General features: G+C 63.3%; 17 protein-coding genes and 1 pseudogene. 8 read left to right on the plus strand and 10 right to left on the minus strand.

What is annotated here, in order from left to right; all coding sequences use genetic code 11:
* Positions 1-58: 58 nt before the first annotated feature.
* The gene (locus tag NKH30_RS19775) at positions 59-673 is read left to right on the plus strand and encodes a LysE family translocator (RefSeq protein WP_352613245.1); all 615 of its coding nucleotides are present in this window, start codon (positions 59-61) and stop codon (positions 671-673) included.
* Between the two features lie 9 nt (positions 674-682).
* On the opposite strand, the gene NKH30_RS19780 is transcribed toward NKH30_RS19775, so the two are convergent.
* On the minus strand, positions 683-1,006 hold the full coding sequence (locus NKH30_RS19780; RefSeq protein ID WP_023678126.1) for a YciI family protein: 324 nt from the start codon (positions 1,004-1,006) through the stop codon (positions 683-685).
* Positions 1,007-1,143: 137 nt separating this feature from the next.
* Positions 1,144-1,707: a peroxidase-related enzyme gene (locus NKH30_RS19785; protein WP_352613247.1), complete on the minus strand. Its 564-nt coding sequence runs from the start codon at positions 1,705-1,707 to the stop codon at positions 1,144-1,146.
* A 130-nt stretch (positions 1,708-1,837) separates the two neighbouring features.
* Here NKH30_RS19785 and NKH30_RS19790 point away from each other — a divergent pair.
* Positions 1,838-6,658 (plus strand): annotated as a pseudogene (locus tag NKH30_RS19790) (NAD-glutamate dehydrogenase).
* A 189-nt stretch (positions 6,659-6,847) separates the two neighbouring features.
* Complete coding sequence (locus NKH30_RS19795; protein ID WP_352540906.1) at positions 6,848-8,224, plus strand: MFS transporter; 1,377 nt, start codon at positions 6,848-6,850, stop codon at positions 8,222-8,224.
* A 37-nt stretch (positions 8,225-8,261) separates the two neighbouring features.
* Here NKH30_RS19795 and purH read toward each other — a convergent pair whose 3' ends face one another.
* The 4 genes from purH to htpX form a co-directional block, all read right to left on the minus strand.
* Positions 8,262-9,878, minus strand: a complete 1,617-nt coding sequence (gene purH, locus NKH30_RS19800; protein WP_352540907.1) for a bifunctional phosphoribosylaminoimidazolecarboxamide formyltransferase/IMP cyclohydrolase — start codon at positions 9,876-9,878, stop codon at positions 8,262-8,264.
* An 84-nt stretch (positions 9,879-9,962) separates the two neighbouring features.
* The gene (locus tag NKH30_RS19805) at positions 9,963-11,711 is read right to left on the minus strand and encodes a heparinase II/III family protein (RefSeq protein ID WP_352540908.1); all 1,749 of its coding nucleotides are present in this window, start codon (positions 11,709-11,711) and stop codon (positions 9,963-9,965) included.
* 146 nt (positions 11,712-11,857) lie between these two features.
* A complete protein-coding gene (locus NKH30_RS19810; RefSeq protein WP_352996665.1) occupies positions 11,858-13,246 on the minus strand; it encodes an RsmB/NOP family class I SAM-dependent RNA methyltransferase in 1,389 nt (462 codons plus the stop codon).
* A complete protein-coding gene (gene htpX, locus NKH30_RS19815) occupies positions 13,237-14,250 on the minus strand; it encodes a zinc metalloprotease HtpX (RefSeq protein WP_352540910.1) in 1,014 nt (337 codons plus the stop codon). Before htpX ends, NKH30_RS19810 begins: the two co-directional genes overlap by 10 nt.
* A gap of 116 nt (positions 14,251-14,366) precedes the next feature.
* Between htpX and NKH30_RS19820 the strand changes: the two genes are divergently transcribed.
* A complete protein-coding gene (locus NKH30_RS19820) occupies positions 14,367-14,579 on the plus strand; it encodes a DUF1674 domain-containing protein (RefSeq protein ID WP_352772133.1) in 213 nt (70 codons plus the stop codon).
* 17 nt (positions 14,580-14,596) lie between these two features.
* Here the strand turns inward: NKH30_RS19820 and NKH30_RS19825 are convergent, their stop codons facing one another.
* Entirely contained in the window at positions 14,597-15,268 is a 672-nt protein-coding gene (locus tag NKH30_RS19825) for an HAD-IA family hydrolase (protein ID WP_352451228.1), read from the minus strand.
* Positions 15,269-15,446: 178 nt separating this feature from the next.
* Between NKH30_RS19825 and NKH30_RS19830 the strand changes: the two genes are divergently transcribed.
* The 3 genes from NKH30_RS19830 to NKH30_RS19840 all read left to right on the plus strand — a co-directional run bounded on the left by NKH30_RS19830 (position 15,447) and on the right by NKH30_RS19840 (position 19,662).
* Entirely contained in the window at positions 15,447-16,316 is an 870-nt protein-coding gene (locus NKH30_RS19830) for a transglutaminase-like domain-containing protein (RefSeq protein WP_352979075.1), read from the plus strand.
* A gap of 328 nt (positions 16,317-16,644) precedes the next feature.
* A complete protein-coding gene (locus tag NKH30_RS19835; RefSeq protein WP_352996667.1) occupies positions 16,645-18,006 on the plus strand; it encodes a pilus assembly protein TadG-related protein in 1,362 nt (453 codons plus the stop codon).
* Positions 18,007-18,393: 387 nt separating this feature from the next.
* Positions 18,394-19,662 carry a class I SAM-dependent methyltransferase gene (locus NKH30_RS19840; protein WP_352996669.1) on the plus strand — a complete coding sequence of 423 codons (1,269 nt, stop codon included), beginning with the start codon at positions 18,394-18,396 and terminating at the stop codon, positions 19,660-19,662.
* Here NKH30_RS19840 and NKH30_RS19845 read toward each other — a convergent pair whose 3' ends face one another.
* The gene (locus tag NKH30_RS19845) at positions 19,663-20,406 is read right to left on the minus strand and encodes an MOSC domain-containing protein (RefSeq protein ID WP_352996671.1); all 744 of its coding nucleotides are present in this window, start codon (positions 20,404-20,406) and stop codon (positions 19,663-19,665) included.
* Positions 20,406-22,361, minus strand: a complete 1,956-nt coding sequence (acs, locus tag NKH30_RS19850; protein WP_352996673.1) for an acetate--CoA ligase — start codon at positions 22,359-22,361, stop codon at positions 20,406-20,408. The genes NKH30_RS19845 and acs overlap by 1 nt, the downstream gene beginning before the upstream one ends.
* Before the next feature lie 306 nt (positions 22,362-22,667).
* On the opposite strand from acs, the gene NKH30_RS19855 reads away from it, so the two are divergent.
* The gene (locus NKH30_RS19855; RefSeq protein WP_023678111.1) at positions 22,668-22,940 is read left to right on the plus strand and encodes an usg protein; all 273 of its coding nucleotides are present in this window, start codon (positions 22,668-22,670) and stop codon (positions 22,938-22,940) included.
* A gap of 45 nt (positions 22,941-22,985) precedes the next feature.
* Here the strand turns inward: NKH30_RS19855 and NKH30_RS19860 are convergent, their stop codons facing one another.
* Positions 22,986-24,020, minus strand: a complete 1,035-nt coding sequence (locus NKH30_RS19860; RefSeq protein WP_352683663.1) for an aldo/keto reductase — start codon at positions 24,018-24,020, stop codon at positions 22,986-22,988.
* Positions 24,021-24,066: the final 46 nt, after the last annotated feature.

Below are 24,066 nucleotides of genomic sequence, written 5' to 3' on the forward strand. Positions count from 1 at the left end.
TCGTCGGACCAGTTGGGTTATCTTGAACGACCCAAACATTTCAAACGGGATCCGCGTCATGCATTTCACATCGCTGCTGATTTTTGCCGGCGCCCTGCTTGTTGCCGCCGGCTCGCCCGGCCCATCGATCGCCGCTCTTGTGGCGCGGGTCATCTCGAAAGGGTTTCGCGACGTGTTCCCGTTCCTGCTTGCGATGTGGATCGGCGAAGCGATCTGGCTGTCGCTGGCGGTGTTTGGCCTCGCCGTGGTGGCGCAGACGTTCCACTTTGCCTTTGTCGTCGTGAAGTGGGTCGGCGTCGCCTATCTCGGCTGGCTTGCCTGGAAGATGTGGACGGCACCGGTCGAGGCCAAGGAAGGCGCGCTGCCGCGCGAAGATTCGCCCGTCAGACTGTTCTTTGCCGGCATGGCCGTGACGCTCGGCAACCCCAAGATCATGATGTTCTATCTGGCGCTGCTGCCGACCATCATCGACCTCGGTTCGGTCAGCATGGTCGGCTGGATCGAATTGACGGCGACCATGGCAGTGGTCCTGGTCGCCATCGATTTGACATGGGTGCTCGCCGCATCGCAGGCGCGCAAGCTCTTGAGGAGCAAGCGGGCGATGAAAATCGCCAACCGCATCAGCGCCGGTACCATGGCCGGCGCTGCGGCGGCGATCGCCGCGCGGTCCTGAGCCGGCGCGTCAACCCATTTCGATTATTGGCGCGATCTCGACGCTGAAACCCGGGTCCGTCAAGATAGGACAATCCTTGGCTTTGCCGACGGCATCGTCGATGTCCTTTGCTTCGATGATGGTGTAACCGGCGGTCGGATTGCTGCCGCCATTGTTCTCGACCTTGCCGCCAGGCAGCAGGGTCTTCGACATGCCGACTGGATTGCCGCCGTCGACCACCGCTGAGCCAAGCTTGCCGTACCAGCCGTTCCAGGCATCCATCGCTGCCTTCCGTTCGGCCTCCTCGGTCGGCATCTTGCCCGAGCCGTGATAGACGTAGAGAAATTTCGCCATGTTCTCCTCCTCTGATCGGCGGCATCGAACCGGCATGCGGTCATGCCGCATGCCGATCATCGGACCAAACCGGCAAACAAGCAACGAGAATGCGAAGTAGCTAATATAATGTGCGGTTGGCTCGCAACGGCGATGCCCTATCGCGCCATCGCATGGTATTCATCGTTCGGCCGCATGTCGATTGCCGATGCCAGCCGGTTCGACATGTTGAAGAACGCCGCGGTCGAGGCGACGTCCCAGATGTCGCGGTCGGAAAAGCCGACTTGCCGCAGCGCCGCCCGGTCCGCTTCGATGATATTTGCCGGCTGCCCGGTCAGCTTCACCGCGAATTCGAGCATGGCGCGTTGCCTGTCCGACAGCTTGGCGGCGCGAAAATTCATCACCATCATCTCGCCGAAGGCCGGGTCGCCGGAAAGCTGGCGCACCGCCGCGCCATGCGCGGCCAGGCAATAGTAGCAATGGTTGACCGATGAGACGGCCACCGCGATCATCTCGCGCTCGAGTTTCGACAGGCCGGATTCACCCAGCATCAAATCATTGTACATGTCGGTGAAAGCGCGCAGCTTCTTCTCGTCGAAGGCATAGGCGAGCAGCACGTTGGGAACGAGGCCGAGCTTCTCCCGGCACTTGGTGAAATAGGCCTTGGTCGCGTCGCTCAGCTCCGCCGGTGCCAGGTCAAGCGCGGTGATTTTGTCCGTCATGGCGGATCTCTCCTCTTTTTCGCCAGGCTGCCGGTGAATTCCGACATTTCGTCGCAAGCCGTCAAACCTTTGTCGCCAAATACCCGTCATCTGTTAGCATAGCCGCAAAAACATGTGACGGGAGGGACTCATGGCCAGCGTAAAGTCAGCGAGCCGGTTGAAAAAAGCCGGCCTGACGAGGGGTGAAGCCGCGGGTGGTGAAAAGCCCGGCAGGCTTGCCGACTACCTGCTGGCCCGAGCTCCGGCCGAAGATGTCGCCGCCTACGACGTCATCGATCTCGAACGCGCTGCCGAACTCGCCGGCCGCGCAGTGGCCAGGCACAAGAAGGACGACTGCGTCGTTGCCATAGACGTCGATTCCGGTGTCGTCCGCCAGGGCCGGCCGATGACGGTGATCACTGTCGTCAACGACAACATGCCGTTCCTGTTCGATTCCGTCCTCGGCGAGATTACAGAAAGCGCCGGCGAGCCGCTGCTGGTTACCCATCCAGTCATAGTCGTCAGGCACGGCAAGAACGGCGTCGAGGAAATCCTCGGCGATGGCGGTTATGCCAAGGGCGACCACAGCCATGACCGACTGAGCGTCATCCATGTCCATATCGGCCGCCTTTCGGCCGAGCAGGCCGAAGGCCTGGCCGCACGCCTGACGAAACTGCTCGGCCAGGTGCGAGCCGCCGTCACCGACTGGAAGCCGATGCTTGCCCGCCTCGACCAGGCGATCTCGGAATTCCGCTACTCGCCAGTGCCGCTCGACAAGGCCCATGTCACCGAGGCGATCGCCTTCCTCGAATGGCTGCGCGACGACAACTTCACCTTTCTCGGCATGCGCGAATTCAACTATACCGGCGGCGAGACGAGCGGCATGCTCGAGCGCGCCGAAAAGCCCGGCCTCGGCATCCTTTCCGATCCCGACGTGCTGGTGCTCAGACGCGGCACCGAAGCGGTGAGCACGACGCCGGAAATCCGCGCCTTCCTGCATGGGCCGGAACCGCTGATCGTCACCAAGGCCAACGCCAAGTCGTCGGTGCACCGCCGCATCTACCTCGACTACATCGGCGTCAAGACCTACACCGGCAAAGGCGTGCTTTCAGGCGAGCTCCGTATCGTCGGCCTGTTCACCTCGACTGCCTATACGCGCTCGGTGATGAAAATCCCCTATCTGCGCTCGAAGGCGGAAACCGTCATCGCCAAATCCGGCTTCAATCCAAGCGACCATTCCGGCAAGGCATTGATCAACGTGCTGGAGAGCTATCCACGCGACGAGCTGTTCCAGGTTCCGGTGCCGATCCTGCGCAAGCATGCCGAAGCCATACTGGGCTTGATCGAGCGGCCGCGCGTCAGGGCATTGGTGCGTGTCGACCAGTTCGACCGCTTCGTCTCCGTGCTCGTCTTCGTGCCGCGCGACCGCTACGACAGCGTCGTGCGCGAGAAGATCGGCACCTATCTGAAGACCGTCTTCGAAGGCCGGCTGTCCGCCTATTACCCGGCCTTCCCGGAAGGCGGGCTGGCGCGCGTCCATTTCATCATCGGCCGCTCCGGCGGCAAGACGCCGAAGGTCGAGCAGGCAACGATCGAGGCGGCGATCCGCGACATCGTACGGACTTGGGACGATGCCCTGCGCGAGACCGCGACCGAGACCGGCGCCGATGCGAGACTCACGGCCATCGCCTCGCGTTTTTCGGAAAGCTATCGCGACAGTTTTCGGCCGGGCGTGGCGCTGGCCGATGCCGGGCGCATCGCCAAGCTCGATGCGTCAAATCCGATCGCCATCGACTATTACCGTCACGCCGACCAGAAGCCGCATCAGGCGGCACTGAAGATCTATCACCATGGCAGCCCGGTGGCGCTGTCGCGGCGCGTGCCCGTGCTGGAAAACATTGGTTTCCGCGTCATCAGCGAGCGCACTTTCGAGGTCGGCGACAATCAATCCGGCATGATCAATAGTGATCAGCCCGGCATGGTCTTCATCCACGACATGGAACTCGAGAACAGCTACGGCAGGCCGATCGACCTCGGCAATGGCGGCGCGCTGTTCGAGGATGCGTTCCTTTCCGTCTGGCGCGGTGATGTCGACAATGACGGCTATAACGGCCTTGCCCAGACCGCCGGCCTGTGGTCGGGCGAGATCACCGTCCTGCGCGCCTATGGCCGCTATCTGCAGCAGGCCGGCATCCCGCAGAGCCAGGATTTCATCGCCGCCGCGCTCAACCGTTATCCCGAGATCGCCCGCGACCTGCATGCGCTGTTTGTCGCCCGCCTCGGCGCGACGGCCGAGACGGAAGGCGTCGTTCAGGCCAAACATCTGAAAGCCAAGATCACGGATGCGCTGGAAGACGTTCCCAACATTGACGACGACACCATCATCCGCCGTTATCTGAACCTGATCGAAGCCTCGCTGCGCACCAATCATTTCGTTGCCGATACGAAACAGAAAGGCCAATCGCTGGCGATCAAGCTCGATTCGCAATCGGTCGACGGGCTGCCGGCGCCGCGGCCATGGAGGGAGATCTTCGTCTACGGCTCCGAGGTCGAGGGTGTGCATCTGCGCTTCGGCCCGGTCGCGCGCGGCGGCCTGCGCTGGTCGGACCGTGCGCAGGACTATCGCACCGAGGTGCTCGGCCTGGTCAAGGCACAGCAGGTCAAGAATGCGGTGATCGTGCCGGTTGGCGCCAAGGGCGGCTTCTACCCGAAAAAGCTGCCGATGAGCGCCGGGCGCGACGCAATTTTCGAGGCCGGCATGGCCGCCTACAAGAATTACGTTTCCAGCCTGTTGTCGATCACCGACAATATCGGGCTGGATGGCGTCATCCCGCCAGTCGGCGTCGTGCGGCGCGATCAGGATGATCCGTATTTCGTCGTCGCCGCGGACAAGGGCACGGCGACCTTCTCGGACATCGCCAACGCCATCAGCGAAAGGCACGGCTTCTGGCTCGACGACGCTTTCGCCAGCGGCGGTTCGGCCGGCTACGACCACAAGAAGATGGGCATCACCGCCAAGGGCGCCTGGGAAGCGGTCAAGCGGCATTTCCGCGAGATGAACCGCGACATCCAAACCACGCCGTTCACCGTCGTCGGCGTTGGCGACATGTCGGGCGACGTGTTCGGCAACGGCATGCTGCTGTCGGAGCAGACCCGGCTGATCGCCGCCTTCGATCATCGCGACATCTTCATCGATCCCGATCCCGACATGGCCGCTTCGATGGCCGAGCGCCGGCGTATGTTCGCTCTCGCTCGCTCAAGCTGGCAGGATTACGACAAGACGAAGCTGTCCGAAGGCGGCATCATCGTCTCGCGCAGCCAGAAGTCGATCACCTTGCCGGCCGCCGCGGCTGCAGCTATCGGCCTCGGCAAGATAACGGCCACGCCGGTCGAGATCATGAGTGCCATCCTCAAGGCGCCGGCAGATCTTTTGTGGTTCGGCGGCATCGGCACCTATGTCAGGGCATCGGGCGAGACCAACCAGGACGTCGGCGACCGTGCCAATGACGCGATCCGCATCACCGCGCTCGACCTGCGTGCCAAGGTCATCGGTGAAGGCGCCAATCTCGGCGTCACACAGCGGGCGCGCATCGAATTCGGATTGAATGGCGGCCGCTGCAACTCAGATGCGATCGACAATTCGGGCGGCGTGAACTGCTCAGACGTCGAGGTCAACATCAAGATCGCGCTGGCTTCCGCCATGCGGAAGGGATCGCTGACGCGGCCGTCGCGCAACAAATTGCTGGCCGAGATGACCGACGAGGTCAGCGCCCTGGTGCTGTCCAACAATTACCAGCAGACGCTGGCGCTGTCCCTTGCTCGCAAGCGCGGCCTTGCCGACATTGCCCATCAGAGCCGCTTCATGGAGGCGCTCGAGGCGCGCGGGCTGCTCGACCGTGCCGTCGAGACGCTGCCGTCGCCGGCGGCTTTTGCCGAGCGCTAAGCGCGCGGCGAGCCGCTCACACGGGCCGAGCTCGGCGTGCTGCTTGCCTATGCCAAGATCGTGCTGTTTTCCGATATCGTCGCCAGCGACGTGCCGGACGATCCGCATTTCGACCGCGACCTGATGGGTTACTTTCCCGACCGCATGGCAAAGAAATATGCGGCGGAAATCCACGGCCATCGCCTGCGCCGCGAGATCATCGCCCGTGCCGTCGCCAATGACCTGGTCAATCGCGGCGGCCCGTCCTTCGTCAACAGGCTGCAGGAAGCGACCGGGCGCAGTGCCGCCGATGTCGTGCGCACCTTCGCCGTGGTGCGGGATGGCTTTGCGCTGCCGGCGCTCTATCGCCAGATCGACGCGCTCGACAACCGGATCGACGGACAGATCCAGCTCGACCTCTATCAGGCGGTCAGCCGGCTGATCTATGTGACCAGCGGCTGGTACCTGAAGAACGATGCCGGCACCGCACCGCTCGGGCAGCGGATCACCGAGTTGCAGGATGCGCGCAAGGCGCTGGAGCCGAAGCTCGTTGCGCTGTTGCCGGCCTTCTCGCGCGAGCGGATCGAGGAGCGGCGGCACAGTCTGTCGAAGGGCGGCGCGCCCGAGAGCCTGGCCGAGCAACTGGCGTTGACCGATGTGGCGGAACTCATCCCCGACATTGCGCTGACGGCGCGGACGGCAACTGCCGGCATCGTCGCTGCCGCCAAGGCGTTTTTTGCAGTCAGCGATGTCTTCCGCATACCGCGCGTCGAAGATGCGGCGCGCTCGATCACGCCCTCGGATTATTACGATCAACTGGCGCTTTCGCGTGCCACCGACACGATCGGCGCCGCCAGGCGCGGCATCGCGGTGGCGGCACTCACCAGTCATGCCGAGGCGGCGGATCCGGTGACAGCATGGTTGGAGGCGGGCGGCGAACGGGTCGGACGCATCCGCGAGCGGCTGCAGGCTCTGACCGAGGGCGGCGACATCACCGTGTCGCGGCTGTCGGTGGCGTCCGGCCTGATGAGCGATCTGACAGGGCTGTGAGACGTCTTCCACATCGCGCGGGATTGCCGGGAAGAACTACGCCATAGAGCGAACAGCGCCCTGCGTTGGGGGGCGCCGGAGCATGATCCCAAAAAGTGACGATCGGCTTTTGGACAAGATCGTGCTCAACAACAAGACGGAGCATCATTCCGATTCGATCGGCATGAAGCAAGCTCCAGCGGAGGGGACATGGCTGAGATGGCAGTGCAGCGGGCATCGGGACGCGGCATCTGGGGATGGATGCTGTTCGACTGGGCGGCACAGCCGTTTTTCACGGTCGTTACCACCTTCATCTTCGGTCCTTATTTCGTCTCGCGCATGGCCAGCAATCCAGAGACCGGGCAAGCGGCCTGGGGCTACGGCATTGCCGCCGCCGGCGTCGTCATTGCCGTTTTGTCGCCGGTCCTCGGCTCGATCGCCGATCAGACCGGACCACGCAAACCGTGGATAGCCTTCTTCGCCGCGGTCAAGATCACCTGCCTCACCCTGCTGTGGTTCGCCGCGCCCGGCTCTAATCTTTTTCTGGTCGTGGTGTTGTTCTCGCTGGCGTCGGTCGCGGCGGAATTCTCGACTGTCTTCAACGATTCGATGATGCCCCGCCTGGTGCCGAAGAGCGACATCGGCAGGATCTCGAACATGGCCTGGGGACTCGGCTATCTCGGCGGCATGATCGCACTGATCTTCGTCGTTACCGTCATGGCCGGCTCGCCTGAAACCGGCAAGACCGTCGTTGGGCTCGACCCGATCTTCGGCCTCGACCCCAGGCTCGGCGAGGACGCGCGCGCCACCGGACCGTTGTCGGCGGCCTGGTATTTCCTGTTCATCCTGCCGATGTTCTTCTTCACGCCTGATGCGATCAAAGGCATTCCAATCGGGCCGGCGGTGCGCGAAGGCCTGTCGGAACTGAAGTCGACGCTGGCCGAAGTGCGCAAGCGCAGCGGCATTTTTCGCTTTCTCATCGCCCGCATGATCTATCAGGACGGCGTCAATGCACTGCTGGCGCTGGGCGGAACGTTTGCGGCGGCAATGTTCCATTGGTCGATTACCGAGATCGGCCTGTTCGGCATCATCCTCAACGTCGTTGCCATCGTCGGCTGCCTGGTTGCCGCACGCCTCGACACAGCACTGGGTTCCAAGACCATAGTGATGATTTCGCTGGTCATGCTAAGCATCGCTACGCTCGGCATCGTCTCGACCGGCCCGGGCTATACGCTGTTCGGCGCCTGGGTGATGCCCGGACTGGACGGCGGCGGATTGTTCGGCACGGCGGCGGAAAAAGCCTACATTTTCTACGGCCTGCTGATCGGGCTTGCTTTCGGGCCGGTGCAGGCATCGTCGCGCTCCTACATGGCGCGCAGCGTCTCCGCTGCCGAATCGGGCCGCTATTTCGGCATCTATGCGCTGGCCGGCCGGGCAACCAGTTTTGCCGCACCCTTCATGGTGGCCACGATCACCCTGGCCAGCGGCTCGGCGCGGCTCGGCATGGCGGCGATCGTGCTGTTCCTTGGCGCCGGCATGGCAATCCTGATCGGCACGCCCTATCCGGCGGATCGGCCGGCGGAGTGAGCTGCTCTTGCCTTCTCCCACAGCGGGGGTAACGCGTTCAATGCCGGAAATGCCTCACTCCGGTGAAGACCATGGCAATGCCGTGAGCGTCGGCGGCGGCGATGACATCGTCGTCGCGCATCGAGCCGCCGGGCTGGATAACGGCTGTGGCGCCGGCTTCGATTGCCGACAAAAGCCCATCCGCGAACGGGAAAAAGGCATCCGAGGCGACGACCGAGCCCCCGGTCAAGGGCTCCGTCAGGCCGGCAGCCTCGGCGGCGTCGAGCGCCTTGCGCGCCGCGATGCGCGAGGAATCGACCCGGCTCATCTGGCCAGCGCCGATGCCGACTGTAGCGCCATCCCTGGCATAGACGATGGCGTTCGACTTGACGTGCTTTGCCACGCGAAAAGCGAATTTCAGATCGGCCAATTCGGCCGGAGTCGGAGCGCGCCTGGTCACCACTTTCAGCTCGAGGTCATCCACCACCGCGTTGTCGCGGCCCTGAACCAGCAAACCGCCAGCAACCGATTTCAAGCCAAGGCCCGCCGCGCGCGGGTCGGGCAGGCCGCCGGTGACCAGCAGGCGTAGGTTCTTCTTGGCGGCAATGATGCGCACTGCTTCTTCGGACGCCTCCGGTGCGATGATCACTTCGGTAAAGGTCTTGACGATCTCTTCGGCGGTTCCGGCATCGAGGATGCGGTTCATGGCGACGATGCCGCCGAAGGCCGAGACCGGATCGCAGGCCAGCGCCTTGGCATAGGCCGCCTGCAGCGAAGCGTCCTCAGCGACGCCGCACGGGTTGGCGTGCTTGATGATGGCAATTGCTGCGGAGCGCGACGGGTCGAACTCGCCGACCAGCTCGAAGGCAGCGTCGGTGTCGTTGATGTTGTTGTAGGAAAGCTGCTTGCCCTGAAGCTGGCGCGCCGTGGCGACGCCCGGCCGCCTGTCGCCGTTGACATAGAAGCCGGCGCCCTGATGCGGGTTTTCGCCATAGCGCATCACCGACTGCAGCTTGCCGCCGAAGGCGCGCCATGTCGGATGCTCGATCTCAAGCGCCTCGGCGAACCATCCCGAGATCGCCGCATCGTAGGTGGCGGTGCGGGCAAAGGCCTTGGCTGCCAGCTTCTTGCGGAAATCCAGCGACAACGAGCCGAAATTCATCTCCAGCGCGTTGAGCACCGAGGCATAGTCATCGGGATCGGTGACGATGCCGACATAGGCGTGGTTCTTGGCCGAGGCACGGATCATCGCCGGGCCGCCGATGTCGATGTTCTCGACGATCGCCGCGTAGTCGGCGCCGGAGCGACGCACCTCTTCGAACGGATAGAGATTGGAGACGACGAGATCGATCGGCTCGATGCCGTGGTCGCGCATCGCTGCGGCGTGCTCGGGATCGTCGCGCACGCCAAGCAGTGCGCCATGCACCGACGGGTGCAGCGTCTTGACGCGGCCGTCCATGATCTCGGGAAAGCCGGTGAGCTCGGACACGTCGCGCACCGCCATGCCTGCCTCGGCAAGCGCCCTTGCGGTGCCGCCGGTCGAGACTAGCTCGACGCCGGCCGAAGCCAGCGCCCTGGCGAAATCGATCAGGCCGGTCTTATCAAAGACGGAAAGGAGCGCGCGACGGATGGGTACAAGGTCGGGCGCGGGAATGTTCTTGGCGGCGACGGCCATGGGCTGGCGGCCTTTCCAGTTCTGGTTGGAGAGCGTCCGCGGGCCGTAGCATATGAGGCCCGGAAATCAAGCCGCAAGACTTGATCAGTGTCTGCCGTTGCCACCGGCTTCAGCTTTTTCCGGACGGCCGGCGATGATGGTGCGCGTCAATTGCCAGTGGACCTCCGAAATTTCCGAGGCCTTGAACGCAAGCACGATCTGGCGGCTGCGGCGCGGGCCGCCAAGCCCTGCGAAATAGATCGATTCCTCGACCTCGGGCACCACTTCGGTAGAGGTAAACACCCAGGTGTCGGCATGGTCGGCGGCCAGCACCAGACGGTCATGCTCATCCTGGAGCAGGCTAATATCGGGATGGACATGGAAACGCACCGTGACGAAGTCACGGCCATTGTTGCGGATAGAAGCGCCGCCCGGGCGCAGGAAACGGTCCCTGCCGGCAAACACATTGCCTTCGGTCGATAATTTCAGCTCGCGCTCATGCAGGAAGCCGAAGCGCGCTGCATAGCCGTCATGGCGGGCGATGAAGCCCTGGCTGCCCTTCTGGTCGGTGCGCTTGCAAGGCACATGCTGCGGCCCGCCGATCAAAGGCGTGCCGAGCAGGTCGTTGACGCGCAAGGAGTGATTGAAGCGCGCCGACGACGTGTCGTTGATGGTGGCGGTCGAGTGGGCGGCGGTGGCGCGGGCAAGCGGCCGGAACTCGGCGGCGCCATAAGTGTCTATTCCGGCGTTGACGATATAGTGCTGGCGGCCCGACGACAATTCGAAGGCGAGGCATCCGGCGTGAGCGGCATTGGATACGTCGACAGGGGGCGGCGGGCCGGTATCGGCGATCACAGTGACACCGCCCATCGACAGGCGCTCATAACCCGAATGCGGCGCGTGCAGCAACGGTGCGCCGGCGGTGTCGTCGTGATGCAGGATGCTGGCGATACGGTCGTGAATGGTGGCGCCCATGCCGTTGAAGCGGGCGAGGCTGCCGTCCTGATGGCGAAAGAAGCGCAATGCCGGCAGCATCCGGTCGATGGCGCCGATCAGGGCGGCAGGCGGTGTCTCGGCCTGATTGGCGTATGTCTGGCGCAACGGCAGAAGGTCGGCGAGGATTTCAAGCACGGCCATCGGATTGCGCGAGATATGGCCGCCGTCAGGCAGGATCTGGCGGTCGAGCTCCTCGGCGAGATTGCGGGTAGCACCGCGTAGCGCCGAGGCCGGCGCCGGCAGCGACAAAGCGGCAAAGGCCAGCGCAATGCGGGCGCGCAGCCGGTCCTTGCCGTCCGGCATCTCGCGCACCATGGCGCGCAGATAGCGGATCTGGACGGCGAGCGATTTCAAGAACGCGCGGTAGAACGGAAATTCGGCGCCCTGCAACACGATCGAGGAATGCTGCAGCCAGGCAATGACACGCTTGGCCGTCGTGCCGGGCTCCCAGGCGACGCCGGAAATATGGCTGCCATGGATTGCAATCCAGTCGGAAACCAACGCCCGCGCGTTGGCGGCGGCTAGCTCGGTGCCGGCGGCACGCATATGCCGCAGCCAGCGAAAGCCATGCAGCGTTTTTTGCCAGCCGGGATTGGGCACGTCGATCTGGAAGGGCGATTTGCCGCCGGTCTCGACCAGATGCCCCGAAAGCGGATAGCGGCCGTAATAGATCTCGAGCGCGATCTGAGGATCGGCGAGCCGCAGGTCCGGTGGGGCGATCAGGACGCGCTCCGGCGTGCGGCCTGAGTAGCGCCAGCGATAGAGTGGCCCGGCGCGCAAGCGCCGGCGCGTCTTGCGCCAGAACTCCCTCGCGACAAGCGTCCACAGACGCGTCGTGTTACCGGCAGCGATTGCCAAAACCCCTCCTGATCGTCCTCACCCAAGCACAAGTTTATATGATTCAAGAACTTGTGCGAAGGCGAATTCCGCGGCAGTGGGGCCGTTCAGCCTGTTTTCCATGCCTCCTCGCCCCAAGAAGCCGGACGGCGCTTCAGGATCGGCCCTTAGCCGGCTCTGCGCATGCGGGCGGCGAAGAAGCCGTCCAGCCCGGAGCGGCCCGGCGAGCCTAGCTCCAGATCGGCAGGCGTGGTGCGCAACGTGCCTTGCGGCGTCAGAAACGGGTCGATGCCGGCGATCTCACCCGGCCGAAGCGGGTCGTCGACAATCTCCGCATTGCCGGCGAGAAAGTCGCGATAGAGCTCTTCGCCTTCCAGTGGATCGAGCGAACAGTTGGAAAAGACGATGCGTCCACCAGGCTTGACCAGGGTGACGGCGCGGGCAAGCAGCCGGCGTTGCAGGTTGGCCAGTTTTTCGACGTCGGCCGCCGTCTTCGTCCAGGGGACGTCGGGATGCCGCCGCACCGTGCCGGTCGAAGAGCAAGGTGCGTCGAGGAGGACCGCATCGAAGAGGTCCTTCGGCTCGTATTTGAGCAGATCGGCCTGGACGATCTCGGCGGCCAGACCGAGCCGTTCGAGGTTCTGCGTCAGCCGTGCCAGCCGCGTTTTGGACATGTCGAGCGCGGTGACGTGGGCGTCGGCGAGGATCAGCTGGGCGGTCTTGCCGCCCGGCGCGGCACAGAGGTCGGCGATTCGCAAACCATTGATGTCGCCGAACAGCCGGGCCGGCAGGCTGGCCGCTGCATCCTGAACCCACCAGGCGCCTTCCCCAAAGCCGGGCAGTTCGGTCACGGAAGCGCTGAGCTTTTCCACCCGCACCGTGCCGGTCGGCAGGACAAAGCCGCCGAGCCGTTCGGCCCACAGCGCCGGGTCCGACTTGACCGAGAAGTCGACCGGTGCCTCATGGCGATGGGCGAGCAGTATCTGCCTGGCCTTGTCGAGGCCGTAGACTGTTTTCAAACGGTCGGAAAACCATTTTGGCGCCTCGTCGGTAGCGGCAAGTGCTGCGGCGAGCTCGTCCTGCTTGGCCCGCGCCAGCGTGCGCAGCACGCCGTTGACGAGGCCGGAAAAGCGCGCCGTGCGCGGATCGGACTTGGCGTGTGTCACGGCGAGGTCGACGGCGGCGCTGTCGGGAACATCGAGGAACAGGATCTGCGCTGCCGCCACATGCAAAATGTGCAAAAGCGCCGTGGCGTTGGGCGGTAGCGGCTTTTCCAGGCGACGGGCCAAAAGGCCTGATATGGTCATGCGGTAGCGCAGGGCGGTGACCAGAATGGCGCGCACCAAAGCGCGGTCGCGCAGGTCGAGCGCCTTGTATTGTGGATGACCGTTCTCATGGTCGGTCAGCCCGTCGAGCGGCGTCCTCGCGTCGATGACGGCGGCAAGCAGCCGCGCGGCTGCCTTGCGCGCGGCGAGACCGGCTACGGCCTCGCCGCTCGAATTGTGTTCACGATCGCCTGAAATTCCGTGCCGGCGCTTCGCTGAACTCACGACCACGGACCTTTGGGGCCGGTCGGATTGCGTCCCCAGGGATTGGGTCTCGGCTTGGCCGGCTCAGCCGGCCTCTCGGGCCGCGCGGCCCTGTCCCACGGACCAGACGGCTGCCCGGTCCCTTCCGGCGCCGGCCTTGGCGTCGCGGCCGCTTCGGGTGCGCCGGCCATTTCGCTCGCCATCCTCTGCAACGCGGCGATGCGGTTTTCTGTGCTCGGGTGAGTGGAAAACAAACTGTCCATACGCTCGCCGGAAAGAGGATTGATGATGAAGAGATGGGCGGTTGCCGGATTGCGCTCGGCATCCGGGTTGCGGATGCGTTCGGCGCCCCGCGCGATCTTGTCAAGCGCCGAGGCGAGCCACAGCGGGTGTCCACAGATTTCGGCACCGCGCCGGTCGGCCTCATATTCGCGGGTGCGGCTCACCGCCATCTGCACGATCATGGCGGCCAAAGGCGCGACGATCATTGCCACCAGCACGCCGACGATGCCGAAGGAATTGTTGTTGTCGCGGTTGCCGCCGAAAAAGAAGGCGAAATTGCCGAGCATCGAAATTGCGCCGGCAAAGGTGGCGACGATCGTCATGGTCAGCGTGTCGCGGTGCTGCACATGGGCGAGCTCGTGCGCCATCACCGCCGCGACTTCTTCATGCGATAGCCGCTCGAGCAGGCCGGTGCTGGCGGCGACAGCGGCATTTTGCGGATTGCGGCCGGTGGCGAAGGCATTGGGCTGCGGATTGTCGATGAGATAGGTTCTCGGCATCGGCAGGCCGGCACGTTGCGCGAGACCCTGCACGATGGCGTAATATTCAGGCGCGTTGCGTTCGTCGACTTCGATCGCACGGTGCATCGACAGCACCATCTTGTCGGCGTTCCAATAGCTGAACAAATTGGTGCCGGCGGCGATCAGCAAGGCGATCATCATGCCGCCGGATCCGCCGACCAGATAGCCGACGCCCATGAACAGGGCCGTCATTGCAGCCAAAAGCATGGCGGTGCGAAGGGTGTTCATCGTCTGCTCCATTTGGGCCCAACAAAGGGGTCGATCCTTGTGGGCCCATCGCTATATGATGGGAAACAGCGGTTCCCGTTTCAATCGGGGCCTGTTTCAATCTAGCGGAAGATCGCATGATCGACAAAACCAGCCAAACGCATGCTAACGGCTCGCCGCAAAAGCCGCTGATCCCGGCAGCCAGGCGCGCCTTGGTCGAGGCCGAGGCCCGGCGGGAGAAATATCGCGAGCAGGAAGCCACGCTGCCGAGGGAGATCGGCGGGCGCGGCGGCAAGGAGCCTGGCCGCTATGGCGACTGGGAGGTCAAGGGCCTGACCAGCGACTTTTAGCGCAAGCAGGATGCTAGTTAAGCAGGCTGTGCGGTCCGTTCCGCTTCGATGGCAATCCAGCCGTTGTCATCGACGGCGATGCCGATCGCGCCATAGCCGGTGATGGCGGCATGCGGCGTCTGCAACGGATGCCGGTGCGTGGCGCTGATCACCACGATTGCAGCGCCCGCGGCTTCGGCTGCCGCTATGCCGGCGGGCGCGTCCTCGAAGACGAGGCAGTCGCGCACATCGACGCCGAGCCGTGCGGCCGCCAGCCGGAAGCAGTCGGGCGCCGGCTTGCCGCGGGCCACGTCCTCCGCCGCGACGATCACGGCGGGAGCCGGAATGCCGGCGGCCTGCAGGCGCAGCAAGGCAAGTTCGCGCGGTGCCGAAGTGGCGATCGCCCAGCTTCCAGGCGGCAGCGACGCCAAGAAGGCCGCGGCGCCGGCAATCGGGCGAATGCCCTCGACATCGGCCGCCTCGGCCTGCAAAAGCGATTCGGCTTCGCGGGCAGGATCGACGCCTGGGAGCGCCAGCCGGCCGATGGTCTCGATCGCCCGCACGCCGTGGATGGTCGGCAGGAATGCGGCGACGTCAAGACCTTGCCGATGCGCCCACGCTGCCCAGACCCTTTCCGCCGCGGCGATCGAATTGAGAATCGTGCCGTCCATATCGAACAGGAAGGCCGCGAATTTTCTGCCTGCGAACATCGGTTTCCCGGGGTCATTTTGGAGGAATTATTTCGAAAGACGCGTGTCGATCGACCGTAACGTTGCCGCGTCCGTATGGGAAGCCGCGAGGCGCCGTTTTTGACGACCACAAGGAACCGCCGCACACTCTCCTGCGTTGACCAGCACTATCTTCCATGACGATCGTAGGGGGACGGCGATGCTGATCAGGCTCGGCTATGAAATTGCCATTGAATGCGCTGCAGCCACGCCGATTGTTTCGCTGCTCGAGATCCATCGGGATCGCCAGGCCGACATCAAGCGGCAGACGCGCGTGCTGACGTCGCCGTCGGTTCCGACCAGGGTCTACCACGATCTTTTCGGCAATAGCTGCCGCCGCTTCACGGCGCCGGCCGGAAGCTTTCGCATCCTTTATGACGCGGTGGTCGAGGACAGCGGCGAGACGGACGAAGTCAACACGCTGGCCAGGGAAGTCCCGGTTGCCGAATTGCCGGACGAGGTGCTCGGCTATCTGCTCGGCAGCCGTTACTGCGAGACCGACCATCTCGGCGACCTGGCCTGGCAACTTTTCGGCCAGCTTCCGCCGGGCTGGGCGCGGGTGCAGGCGATCGTCGACTATGTCCACAACCGCCTGTCCTTCGGCTACGGCTATGCGCGCTCGACCCGCACGGCGGCGCAGGCGCATGAGGAGCGCGTCGGCGTCTGCCGCGACTTTGCCCATCTGGCGATCACGCTCTGCCGCTGCATGAACATCCCGGCCCGCTACGTGAACGGCTATCTCGGCGATATCGGCGTGCCCGCCGATCCGGCGCCGATGGATTTCTCGGCCTGGGTGGAAGTGTTCCTCGACGGCAGATGGTACACCTTCGATCCTCGCCACAATGTGCCGAGGATCGGCCGCGTCGTCATAGCCCGCGGCCGCGACGCCACCGACGTGCCGCTGCTGCACAGTTTCGGCCCGCATCGGCTCAGCCTGTTCAAGGTCTGGACCCACGAGCAGGAAGGCAATCTGTTCAAGCCGCCCTATCGCGGCGTCGACAAGACCGTCAGCGCACGGATGCTGGCCTGATCTTCGGACACATTCGCAGTCCGGATTTCCACCTGCCGCCACTGCGGCAGCACTGATCCTGTTCGATACATCTCGTCTGTACCGGATTGGGACGCAGTCCAGCCGTCTCGAATTGCGAGCCCGAATCTTGGTAAGCGCTTTTTGAACAAAGCCGTGCCGACGCGGCTTTCGTTTACCCGCTGTTTACCTTGTCGCCGCTCGAAACCGTTTGGAAACAATGGCCTGAGCGGGGGCCGCTCGCTTTCCCGCGCCCGGCGGCGCGATCCGGCCGGATTCCTGCAATGCGCGTTCGGACAGCTGCAGGCTGTAGCGAATGGAGGCGGAAAGAATGCGGCGTTTCGGGGGTCTTGTTCAGGCGATCGGCGGCTTTGCCGGGGATCGCAGCGGAAATTTCGCGGTCCTGTTTGGTATAATCGGCTCAGTACTGGCGCTGAGTGTCGGCTTTGCCGTCAACGTATCCCAACTCTACAATGTGAAATCGAGCCTGCAAGGCGTCGTCGATGCGGCGGTCACCTCGACGGCCCGCGACCTGACGACCGGCGTTATCAGCGAGGCCGAAGCCAGCAAATCGGTGCAGGCCTTTCTCGATGCCAACAGCACGGCGGGTATCCTGCAGGACAATCAGATCGTTCTCGACAAACTGACCGTCGACCAGACCGCCAGGACCGTTCAGGCAGACGTTCATGTCAATATCAGCTATTATTTCCCGCTTTTCAGCACGGGTAGCATGCAGCGCGTTCCCGCATCGACGACGGCTCTCTATTCGGACAAGCAGATCGAAGTCGCGATGATGCTCGATGTGACCGGCTCGATGGCAGGCCAGAAAATCATCGATCTGCGGACGGCTGCGGCGAATGCCGTCGACAGCTTCCTGGGCGGTCAGGACACCTCCAAACCGCGCGTGCGGGTTGCCATCGTGCCTTATGCCAATTCGGTGAATGCCGGTACACTTGCCGCCAGCAGCGTCTATGTGGAAACCACCGCCAGCCAACGCAAACAGGCGCCGGCCAATGACGCTGTGCAGTATGTCTCGGGCCTCATCCGTCCTGACAATTGCGCCACCGAACGCAAGGGGACCTACCAATATTCGGACGCGGGCCCCGACGCCAGCATGGTCAACCGCGACTACCTGCTGTCGTCCTTCGCCTGGCAAACCGGCACCGCCGCCTGCCCGGCCGCCACGCTGATGCCGCTGACGGCGGATGCGACGGCGCTCAAGACGGTCATCAAGAATTTCATCGCCTCCGGCGGCACTGCCGGCCATATCGGCGTACAGTGGACCTGGTACATGCTCTCGGAGAACTGGGGGAGCATAATGAGGACTTCGCAGCGGCCGGCCAAGATGGATCCAAAAAAGGTCGCCAAAATCGCGATCCTGATGACCGACGGCGAATTCAACCTGTCCTACTTCGATGCGAGCACGGTGAGCGACGTCTACAATGATGCCGGCAAGGAGCCGACCCGCACGGCCGCCAAGAAACTTTGCGCTGCCATGCGCGACAACGGCATCGAGATCTTCACTATTGGGTTTGACCTAAACGAAACGAATGCCAAGGCCACGCTCCAAGATTGCGCGAGCCCGGACACCGCCAAGATCAAGCACTTCTACCAAGCTGCCAATGGAACCGAACTCAACCAGGCTTTCCAGGACATAGCGCGCAACGTCGAGATGTTGACCGTAACCAAATAAGGGACAACAGCCCAAAAAGGAAAAGGCCGCCGCTTCTCGCGAAGTCGGCGGCCTTCCGTGTTTCCGTCCATGGCGCGGCTCCTGGCGGCGACGGTTGGTCGCCAGCCGCGCATCTCGCGCCTTAACGGGAAGACTGCTTCCCGAAAGTGCGATCCGCTGAGGCCACGTTCTGGAAAACGAAATCACTCGACATCGGATCACCTCCTTTCGATTTGTTGAACACTTCCTCATGATGGGGTGTCATCCGGCAAATGGCAAGGCGCGGCACTCGAAAATCCTGAACAAGCGTGCTTGTGCACTCGGGCGGCTTGCGGCCGGCCGATCGGGCAGGCAAGATCGAGCCGCGATTGTTCCGGGCCGTTATTTGCCGGGTAAGGGAGGACGGGGATGGAGGCAGCCGAGAGAGCGGCCCGGATTGTTCGGACGGTCATCGAGACGCTGAAGCCGGGTTTCGCGGTGAGGCTGTGGACAGGCGAGCGGATCGGCCCGGCTACCGGCCCGGTGCTCACTATCAACGACCAGGACATCGTCTGGCAGATCGTACGTCGGCCCTCTTTATCGACGCTGATCGAGATGTGGATTGCCAAGGCGGTCGACGTCGAAGACGGATCGCTGTTCGATTTCTACGCCTTGCCCACGCACGGCAAGCTCAGGACGAAGCTCAAGACATTGCCGAAGCTGGCGATCCTGCGCGACCTGCCGGCGGTGCTGTTTTCGCGAAAACAGATGACGACGCGAACCGATCTTTCCGGCCGCAATCCTTTCGTCAGCGGTTCGAGCAAGGAGGCGATCCAGCATCATTACGACATTTCCAACGCATTCTACCGGCTCTTCCTCGACGAGCGCATGATCTATAGCTGCGGCTACTTCAAGGATTTCGCCAACGATATCGATCAGGCCCAGAGAGACAAGCTCGACCATATCTGCCGCAAGCTTCGCCTGAAGCCCGGCGACAGATTGCTCGACATCGGCTGCGGCTGGGGAGCGATGCTCATCCATGCGGTGAAGAATTATGGCGTCGTCGGCCACGGCGTTTCGCTATCGGAAGCACAGACCGAACTCGCCCGTGAACGCATCCGCGCCGCCGGGCTGGAGGACCGCATCACCATCGAGATCAAGTCCTATGCCGAGCTGTCCGGCTCCTTCGACAAGATCTCCTCGATCGGCATGTTCGAGCATCTGGGGCTTGCCAACCATGCGGCCTATTTCTCGAGGATCCATCGCCTGCTCAAGCCCGGCGGCATCTATCTGCACCACGCCATCACCCGGCGCGACAAGGGCAGCTTGAAGAAGACGCTGCGCAAGGGGCCGGAATTCAAGGCGCTGATCAAATACATTTTTCCGGGCGGCGAACTCGATACGATCGGCATGACGCTCGGCAATCTCGAGGCGCACGGGTTCCTCGTCTACGACGTCGAAAACTTGCGCGAGCACTATGCGCGCACCTGCAGGCTATGGGCAGAGCGTCTCCACGCACGCTTCGACGAAGCCATCGCCGAGGTCGGCGAAGCCAAGGCGCGGCTCTGGCTGCTTTATCTCACCGGTTGCTCGATCACCTTCGAACGCGCCTCGGCGCAGGTCTTCCAGACCGTTGTCACCAGGCGCGCGCGCGGCCCGAGCGGCCTGCCGCCGACGCGGGCGGATTTGTATCGATAGCTACAGGAGGCGCATCGTGGCGCCGATCTCGACGCGGGCCGGTCGGTCGACGGTGCAGTAGACGCCGAGATTATGGGCGTTGTGGCGGACCAGGCTGCGCAGGATTGCCGGGTCGTGGTCGAACCCGTTCTGGCCAATGATGGTGAAGCCGCAGCGGCGGCACGGCTCGGAGATGGTCAGGAGCAGGTCGCCGATTGCCAGCTTGCACCCGATCCATTCCGTCTCGGGAAACGACCCCTCGACCTCTGGCATATCGACGACGATGTTGGGGCGGAAGCGGCGCGCGTCGGCGGCGCCCTCTGGATGCAGCACTTTCAAACGCGCCAGTGAGGCGGTGGTCAGCAGATGAATAGGGGTTTTGACGTAGCGTTCCGTCAGCAGGGGGCCGAGGTAATCCGGAGCCGCATTTTCCCGGCGGAACGGCCGGATGGAAGCCGCAAAGCCGAGATACGCGGAAACCGCGCGATCACTTTGCGCGCCAGGTGCCGAAAGCCAGCGTCCGTCGGGGATGGCGACCTCCAGCCTGCCGGCCTGCGACAGCCGGGTGCGGATGCGGGGCACCTTGTGCCATTTCGCTTCGCGGTCGGGCCGCGCGATTTCATCGGTCGAGGTATCGACAAGATCAAACAGGCGGTCGCCTTCGACGGTATACCAGTCGACGGAGATCGCCTCCTGAAACTCGCCGGCGAGCGAGCTCGCGGGATAGCGCCAAAGCTCGGTGACGGCGCCCAATGCGGGTTGCATCAGCCCTTCTTGTTTTGCCGGTTGGCGATCAGGTCGTCGACGACTGCCGGGTCGGCGAGCGTCGAGGTGTCGCCGAGCGCGGCAAAATCATCCTCGGCGATCTTGCGCAGGATGCGCCGCATGATCTTGCCGGAACGGGTCTTCGGCAGGCCGGGCGCGAACTGGATCTTGTCGGGCGAAGCGATGGCGCCGATCTCCTTGCGGACATGGGCGACGAGCTCCTGGCGCAATTCCTCGCTTGGCGTCTCGCCGGCCATCAGCGTGACATAGCAGTAGATGCCCTGGCCCTTGATATCGTGCGGGTAGCCGACGACGGCGGCCTCCGAGACCTTCTCATGCGAAACCAGCGCCGATTCGACCTCGGCGGTGCCCATCCGGTGGCCGGAGACGTTGATGACGTCATCGACGCGGCCGGTGATCCAGTAGTAGCCGTCAGCATCGCGGCGGCAGCCGTCGCCGGTGAAGTACCTGCCCTTGTAGGTCGAGAAATAGGTCTGCACGAAGCGGTCGTGATCGCCATAGACGGTGCGCATCTGGCCCGGCCATGAGTCGGCAATGCAAAGATTGCCGCTGGCTTCGCCTTCCAGTACCTTGCCGTCGGCGTCGACCAGCTGCGGCTTGACGCCAAAGAAGGGCCGCGTCGCCGAACCCGCCTTGAGGTGGGTGGCGCCCGGAACCGGCGTGATCATGATGCCGCCGGTCTCGGTCTGCCACCAGGTGTCGACGATCGGCACCTTGCCGTTGCCGACGACGTTGAAATACCACTCCCAGGCTTCCGGATTGATCGGCTCGCCGACGGTGCCGAGCACGCGCAGCGACTTGCGCGACGTTTTGGTGACATGGGCATCGCCGGCGCCCATCAGCGCGCGCAGCGCCGTCGGCGCCGTGTAGAAGATGTTGACCTTGTGCTTGTCGATCACGTCCCAGAAACGCGACTGCGACGGGTAGTTCGGCACGCCTTCGAACATCAGCGTGGTGGCGCCGTTGGCGAGCGGCCCGTAGACGATATAGCTGTGGCCGGTGACCCAGCCGACATCGGCGGTGCACCAGTAGATATCGCCCTCATGATAGTCGAAGACATATTGGTGGGTCATCGAGACATAGACGAGATAGCCGGCGGTGGTGTGCAGCACGCCCTTCGGCTTGCCGGTCGAGCCGGATGTGTAGAGGATGAACAGCGGGTCCTCGGCGTTCATCTTCTCGGGCTTGGATTCGGCCTTAACCGTGGCGACCTCGTCATGGTACCAGACGTCGCGCCCGGCGGCCCAGCCGGTCTTGCCGCCGGTGCGGCGCACGACCAAGACCTTTTCGACTTTCGTTCCGGCCTTGGCGGCGATCTCGATCGCCTTGTCGGTGTTCTCCTTCAGCGGGATAGTCTTGCCGCCGCGCAGGCCTTCGTCGGCGGTGATGACGAAGGTCGACTTGCAGTCGTCGATGCGTCCGGCCAGCGCATCCGGCGAAAAGCCGCCGAAGACAACCGAATGAATGGCGCCGATGCGCGTGCAGGCGAGCATCGCATAAGCGGCCTCCGGGATCATCGGCATGTAGATGGTGACGCGGTCGCCCTTCTTGACGCCGTGCTTCTTCATCACATTGGCGAGGCGGCAGACACGTGCGTGAAGTTCGTTATAGGTGATCTTCCTGTCGTCGTAGGGATTGTCGCCTTCCCAGATGATGGCGGTCTGTTCGCCGCGCTTCTTCAGATGCCGGTCGATGCAGTTCCACGAAACGTTTGTCTGGCCATCCTCGAACCATTTGATCGAAACCTTGCCGTCGAAGGACGTGTTCTTGACCTTGCTGTAGGGCTTGAACCAGTCGATGCGCTTGCCGTGCTTGCCCCAGAACTTGTCCGGGTTCTTGACGCTGTCGGCGTACCATTTCAGGTAGGTGTCATTGTCAATCAGCGCGTTCTTCTTCCACGCCGGCTGGACGCGATGGACATGAACATCGGACATTTCTTCGCCTTCCTCCCCAAAACCAAACCGCCGGCTTGACCGCCGGCAGGATCGCGGCGATGCGGCCGCGAATTCGCGCGCATTATTAACAGTTCGGCGGTGACGGCAACATTAGACGTTGGATTCGCGCGGCGGGATGCCGCAGGTGCCTTGCCGGGCGGTGTCAGCACTCTCGTGAGGCGGCTGCTAAGCGCATGTTTTTGCGGGAGGAATCTGGTTTGATCGCAGAAATATCAATAGACGAATAAGCAAATGGGGTGCACAATTTCAGGCTGGGAGGAAGGAGAATCAACCAGGGGACCGGCAATGCGCGACCATTCAGAAATGGACCTGATGCTCAAGGGCTATGGCTTGACCACGGCCAAGATTCTTTATCACTTCCCAGATCATCCGCATCTGCTGCAGAGCTTCATCTGGCAGGATTACGACATCGCCCCGAAATTTCCCGTGCTGATCCGCTTCATCGAGTTCTGGAAGGCCAAGCTCGAAGGCCCGCTGCATTCGGTCAGCTACACGCACCAGAAGCTGATCGCGCCGAACGAATGGCGCAAGGTCGACGGCGAGTTCGTTCTGCATTAGCCGGGCGGGCGGCAGTCTGGGAGCCGCCGCCCAGCTTTTGGAGCGTCAGACTGCGGGCGGGTTCAGCCGGGCAAAACCCTCCTGCCGGCGATAGGGAAAATACGGATAGGGTGCGGTGACCTCACTTGCCGTGTCGAGCTTCTTCATCTGCTCGGCTGTCAAGGACCAGCCGACGGCGCCGAGATTCTGGCGCAACTGCTCCTCGTTGCGCGCGCCAATGATGACGGAGGCGACGGTCGGCCGCTGCAGCAGCCAATTGATGGCGATCTGCGGTATGGTCTTGCCGGTTTCCTCGGCGACAACATCAAGCGCGTCGACGACCCGATAGAGATGCTCATCCTCGACGGGCGGTCCGAAGCTTGCCGTGTCGTGCAGCCGGCTTTTCTCAGGCAGCTTCTGGCCACGGCGGATCTTGCCGGTCAGGCGGCCCCAGCCGAGTGGGCTCCACACCAGCGCACCGACGCCCTGGTCGAGGCCGAGCGGCATCAACTCCCATTCATAATCGCGTCCGACCAGCGAGTAATAGACCTGATGGGCGACGTATCGGGGATAGCCATGTCTATCCGCCAGGCCGAGCGACTTCATCACTTGCCAGCCGGAAAAATTGGAGACGCCGACATAACGCAGCTTGCCGGCGCGCACGAGACTGTCCAGCGTCGACAGCACCTCCTCGATCGGTGTTGCGGCGTCGAAGGCGTGCAGTTGCAGCAGGTCGATGTAATCGGTGCCAAGACGCTTCAGCGCGTCTTCGACGGCCTTGATCAGGCGTGAACGTGACGAGCCGGCATCGTTGGGACCGTCGCCCATCGGCAGCGAGGTCTTGGTCGAGATCAGCACGGCGTCGCGGCGGCCCTTGATGGCAGCGCCGAGCACTTGTTCGGAAGCGCCATTCGAATAGACATCGGCGGTGTCGAACAGGTTGACGCCGGCCTCAAGGCAGATGTCGACCAGCCGCCGTGCTTCCGCCGCATCGCTGTTGCCCCAGGCACCGAACAGCGGGCCTGAACCGCCGAAGGTTCCAGCGCCGAACGAGAGCACCGGGACCTTCAGGCCTGATGCGCCAAGATTTCGATAATCCATGGGTTTGCTCCTTGTGGAAGGATGGCTGTTTCAAAGATTGGCTGAG

Source organism: Mesorhizobium sp. M1273, assembly GCF_040318195.1.
Classification (GTDB): Bacteria; Pseudomonadota; Alphaproteobacteria; order Rhizobiales; family Rhizobiaceae; genus Mesorhizobium.

What these genes read in the sequence shown, in the direction of transcription:
- NKH30_RS19775 (WP_352613245.1), top strand. Translation starts at nt 59, where the DNA reads ATGCATTTCACATCGCTGCTGATTTTTGCCGGCGCCCTGCTTGTTGCC.
- NKH30_RS19780 (WP_023678126.1), bottom strand. Translation starts at nt 1,006, where the DNA reads ATGGCGAAATTTCTCTACGTCTATCACGGCTCGGGCAAGATGCCGACC.
- NKH30_RS19785 (WP_352613247.1), bottom strand. Translation starts at nt 1,707, where the DNA reads ATGACGGACAAAATCACCGCGCTTGACCTGGCACCGGCGGAGCTGAGC.
- NKH30_RS19795 (WP_352540906.1), top strand. Translation starts at nt 6,848, where the DNA reads ATGGCTGAGATGGCAGTGCAGCGGGCATCGGGACGCGGCATCTGGGGA.
- purH (WP_352540907.1), bottom strand. Translation starts at nt 9,878, where the DNA reads ATGGCCGTCGCCGCCAAGAACATTCCCGCGCCCGACCTTGTACCCATC.
- htpX (WP_352540910.1), bottom strand. Translation starts at nt 14,250, where the DNA reads ATGAACACCCTTCGCACCGCCATGCTTTTGGCTGCAATGACGGCCCTG.
- NKH30_RS19820 (WP_352772133.1), top strand. Translation starts at nt 14,367, where the DNA reads ATGATCGACAAAACCAGCCAAACGCATGCTAACGGCTCGCCGCAAAAG.
- NKH30_RS19825 (WP_352451228.1), bottom strand. Translation starts at nt 15,268, where the DNA reads ATGTTCGCAGGCAGAAAATTCGCGGCCTTCCTGTTCGATATGGACGGC.
- NKH30_RS19830 (WP_352979075.1), top strand. Translation starts at nt 15,447, where the DNA reads ATGCTGATCAGGCTCGGCTATGAAATTGCCATTGAATGCGCTGCAGCC.
- NKH30_RS19835 (WP_352996667.1), top strand. Translation starts at nt 16,645, where the DNA reads ATGCGGCGTTTCGGGGGTCTTGTTCAGGCGATCGGCGGCTTTGCCGGG.
- NKH30_RS19840 (WP_352996669.1), top strand. Translation starts at nt 18,394, where the DNA reads ATGGAGGCAGCCGAGAGAGCGGCCCGGATTGTTCGGACGGTCATCGAG.
- NKH30_RS19845 (WP_352996671.1), bottom strand. Translation starts at nt 20,406, where the DNA reads ATGCAACCCGCATTGGGCGCCGTCACCGAGCTTTGGCGCTATCCCGCG.
- acs (WP_352996673.1), bottom strand. Translation starts at nt 22,361, where the DNA reads ATGTCCGATGTTCATGTCCATCGCGTCCAGCCGGCGTGGAAGAAGAAC.
- NKH30_RS19855 (WP_023678111.1), top strand. Translation starts at nt 22,668, where the DNA reads ATGCGCGACCATTCAGAAATGGACCTGATGCTCAAGGGCTATGGCTTG.
- NKH30_RS19860 (WP_352683663.1), bottom strand. Translation starts at nt 24,020, where the DNA reads ATGGATTATCGAAATCTTGGCGCATCAGGCCTGAAGGTCCCGGTGCTC.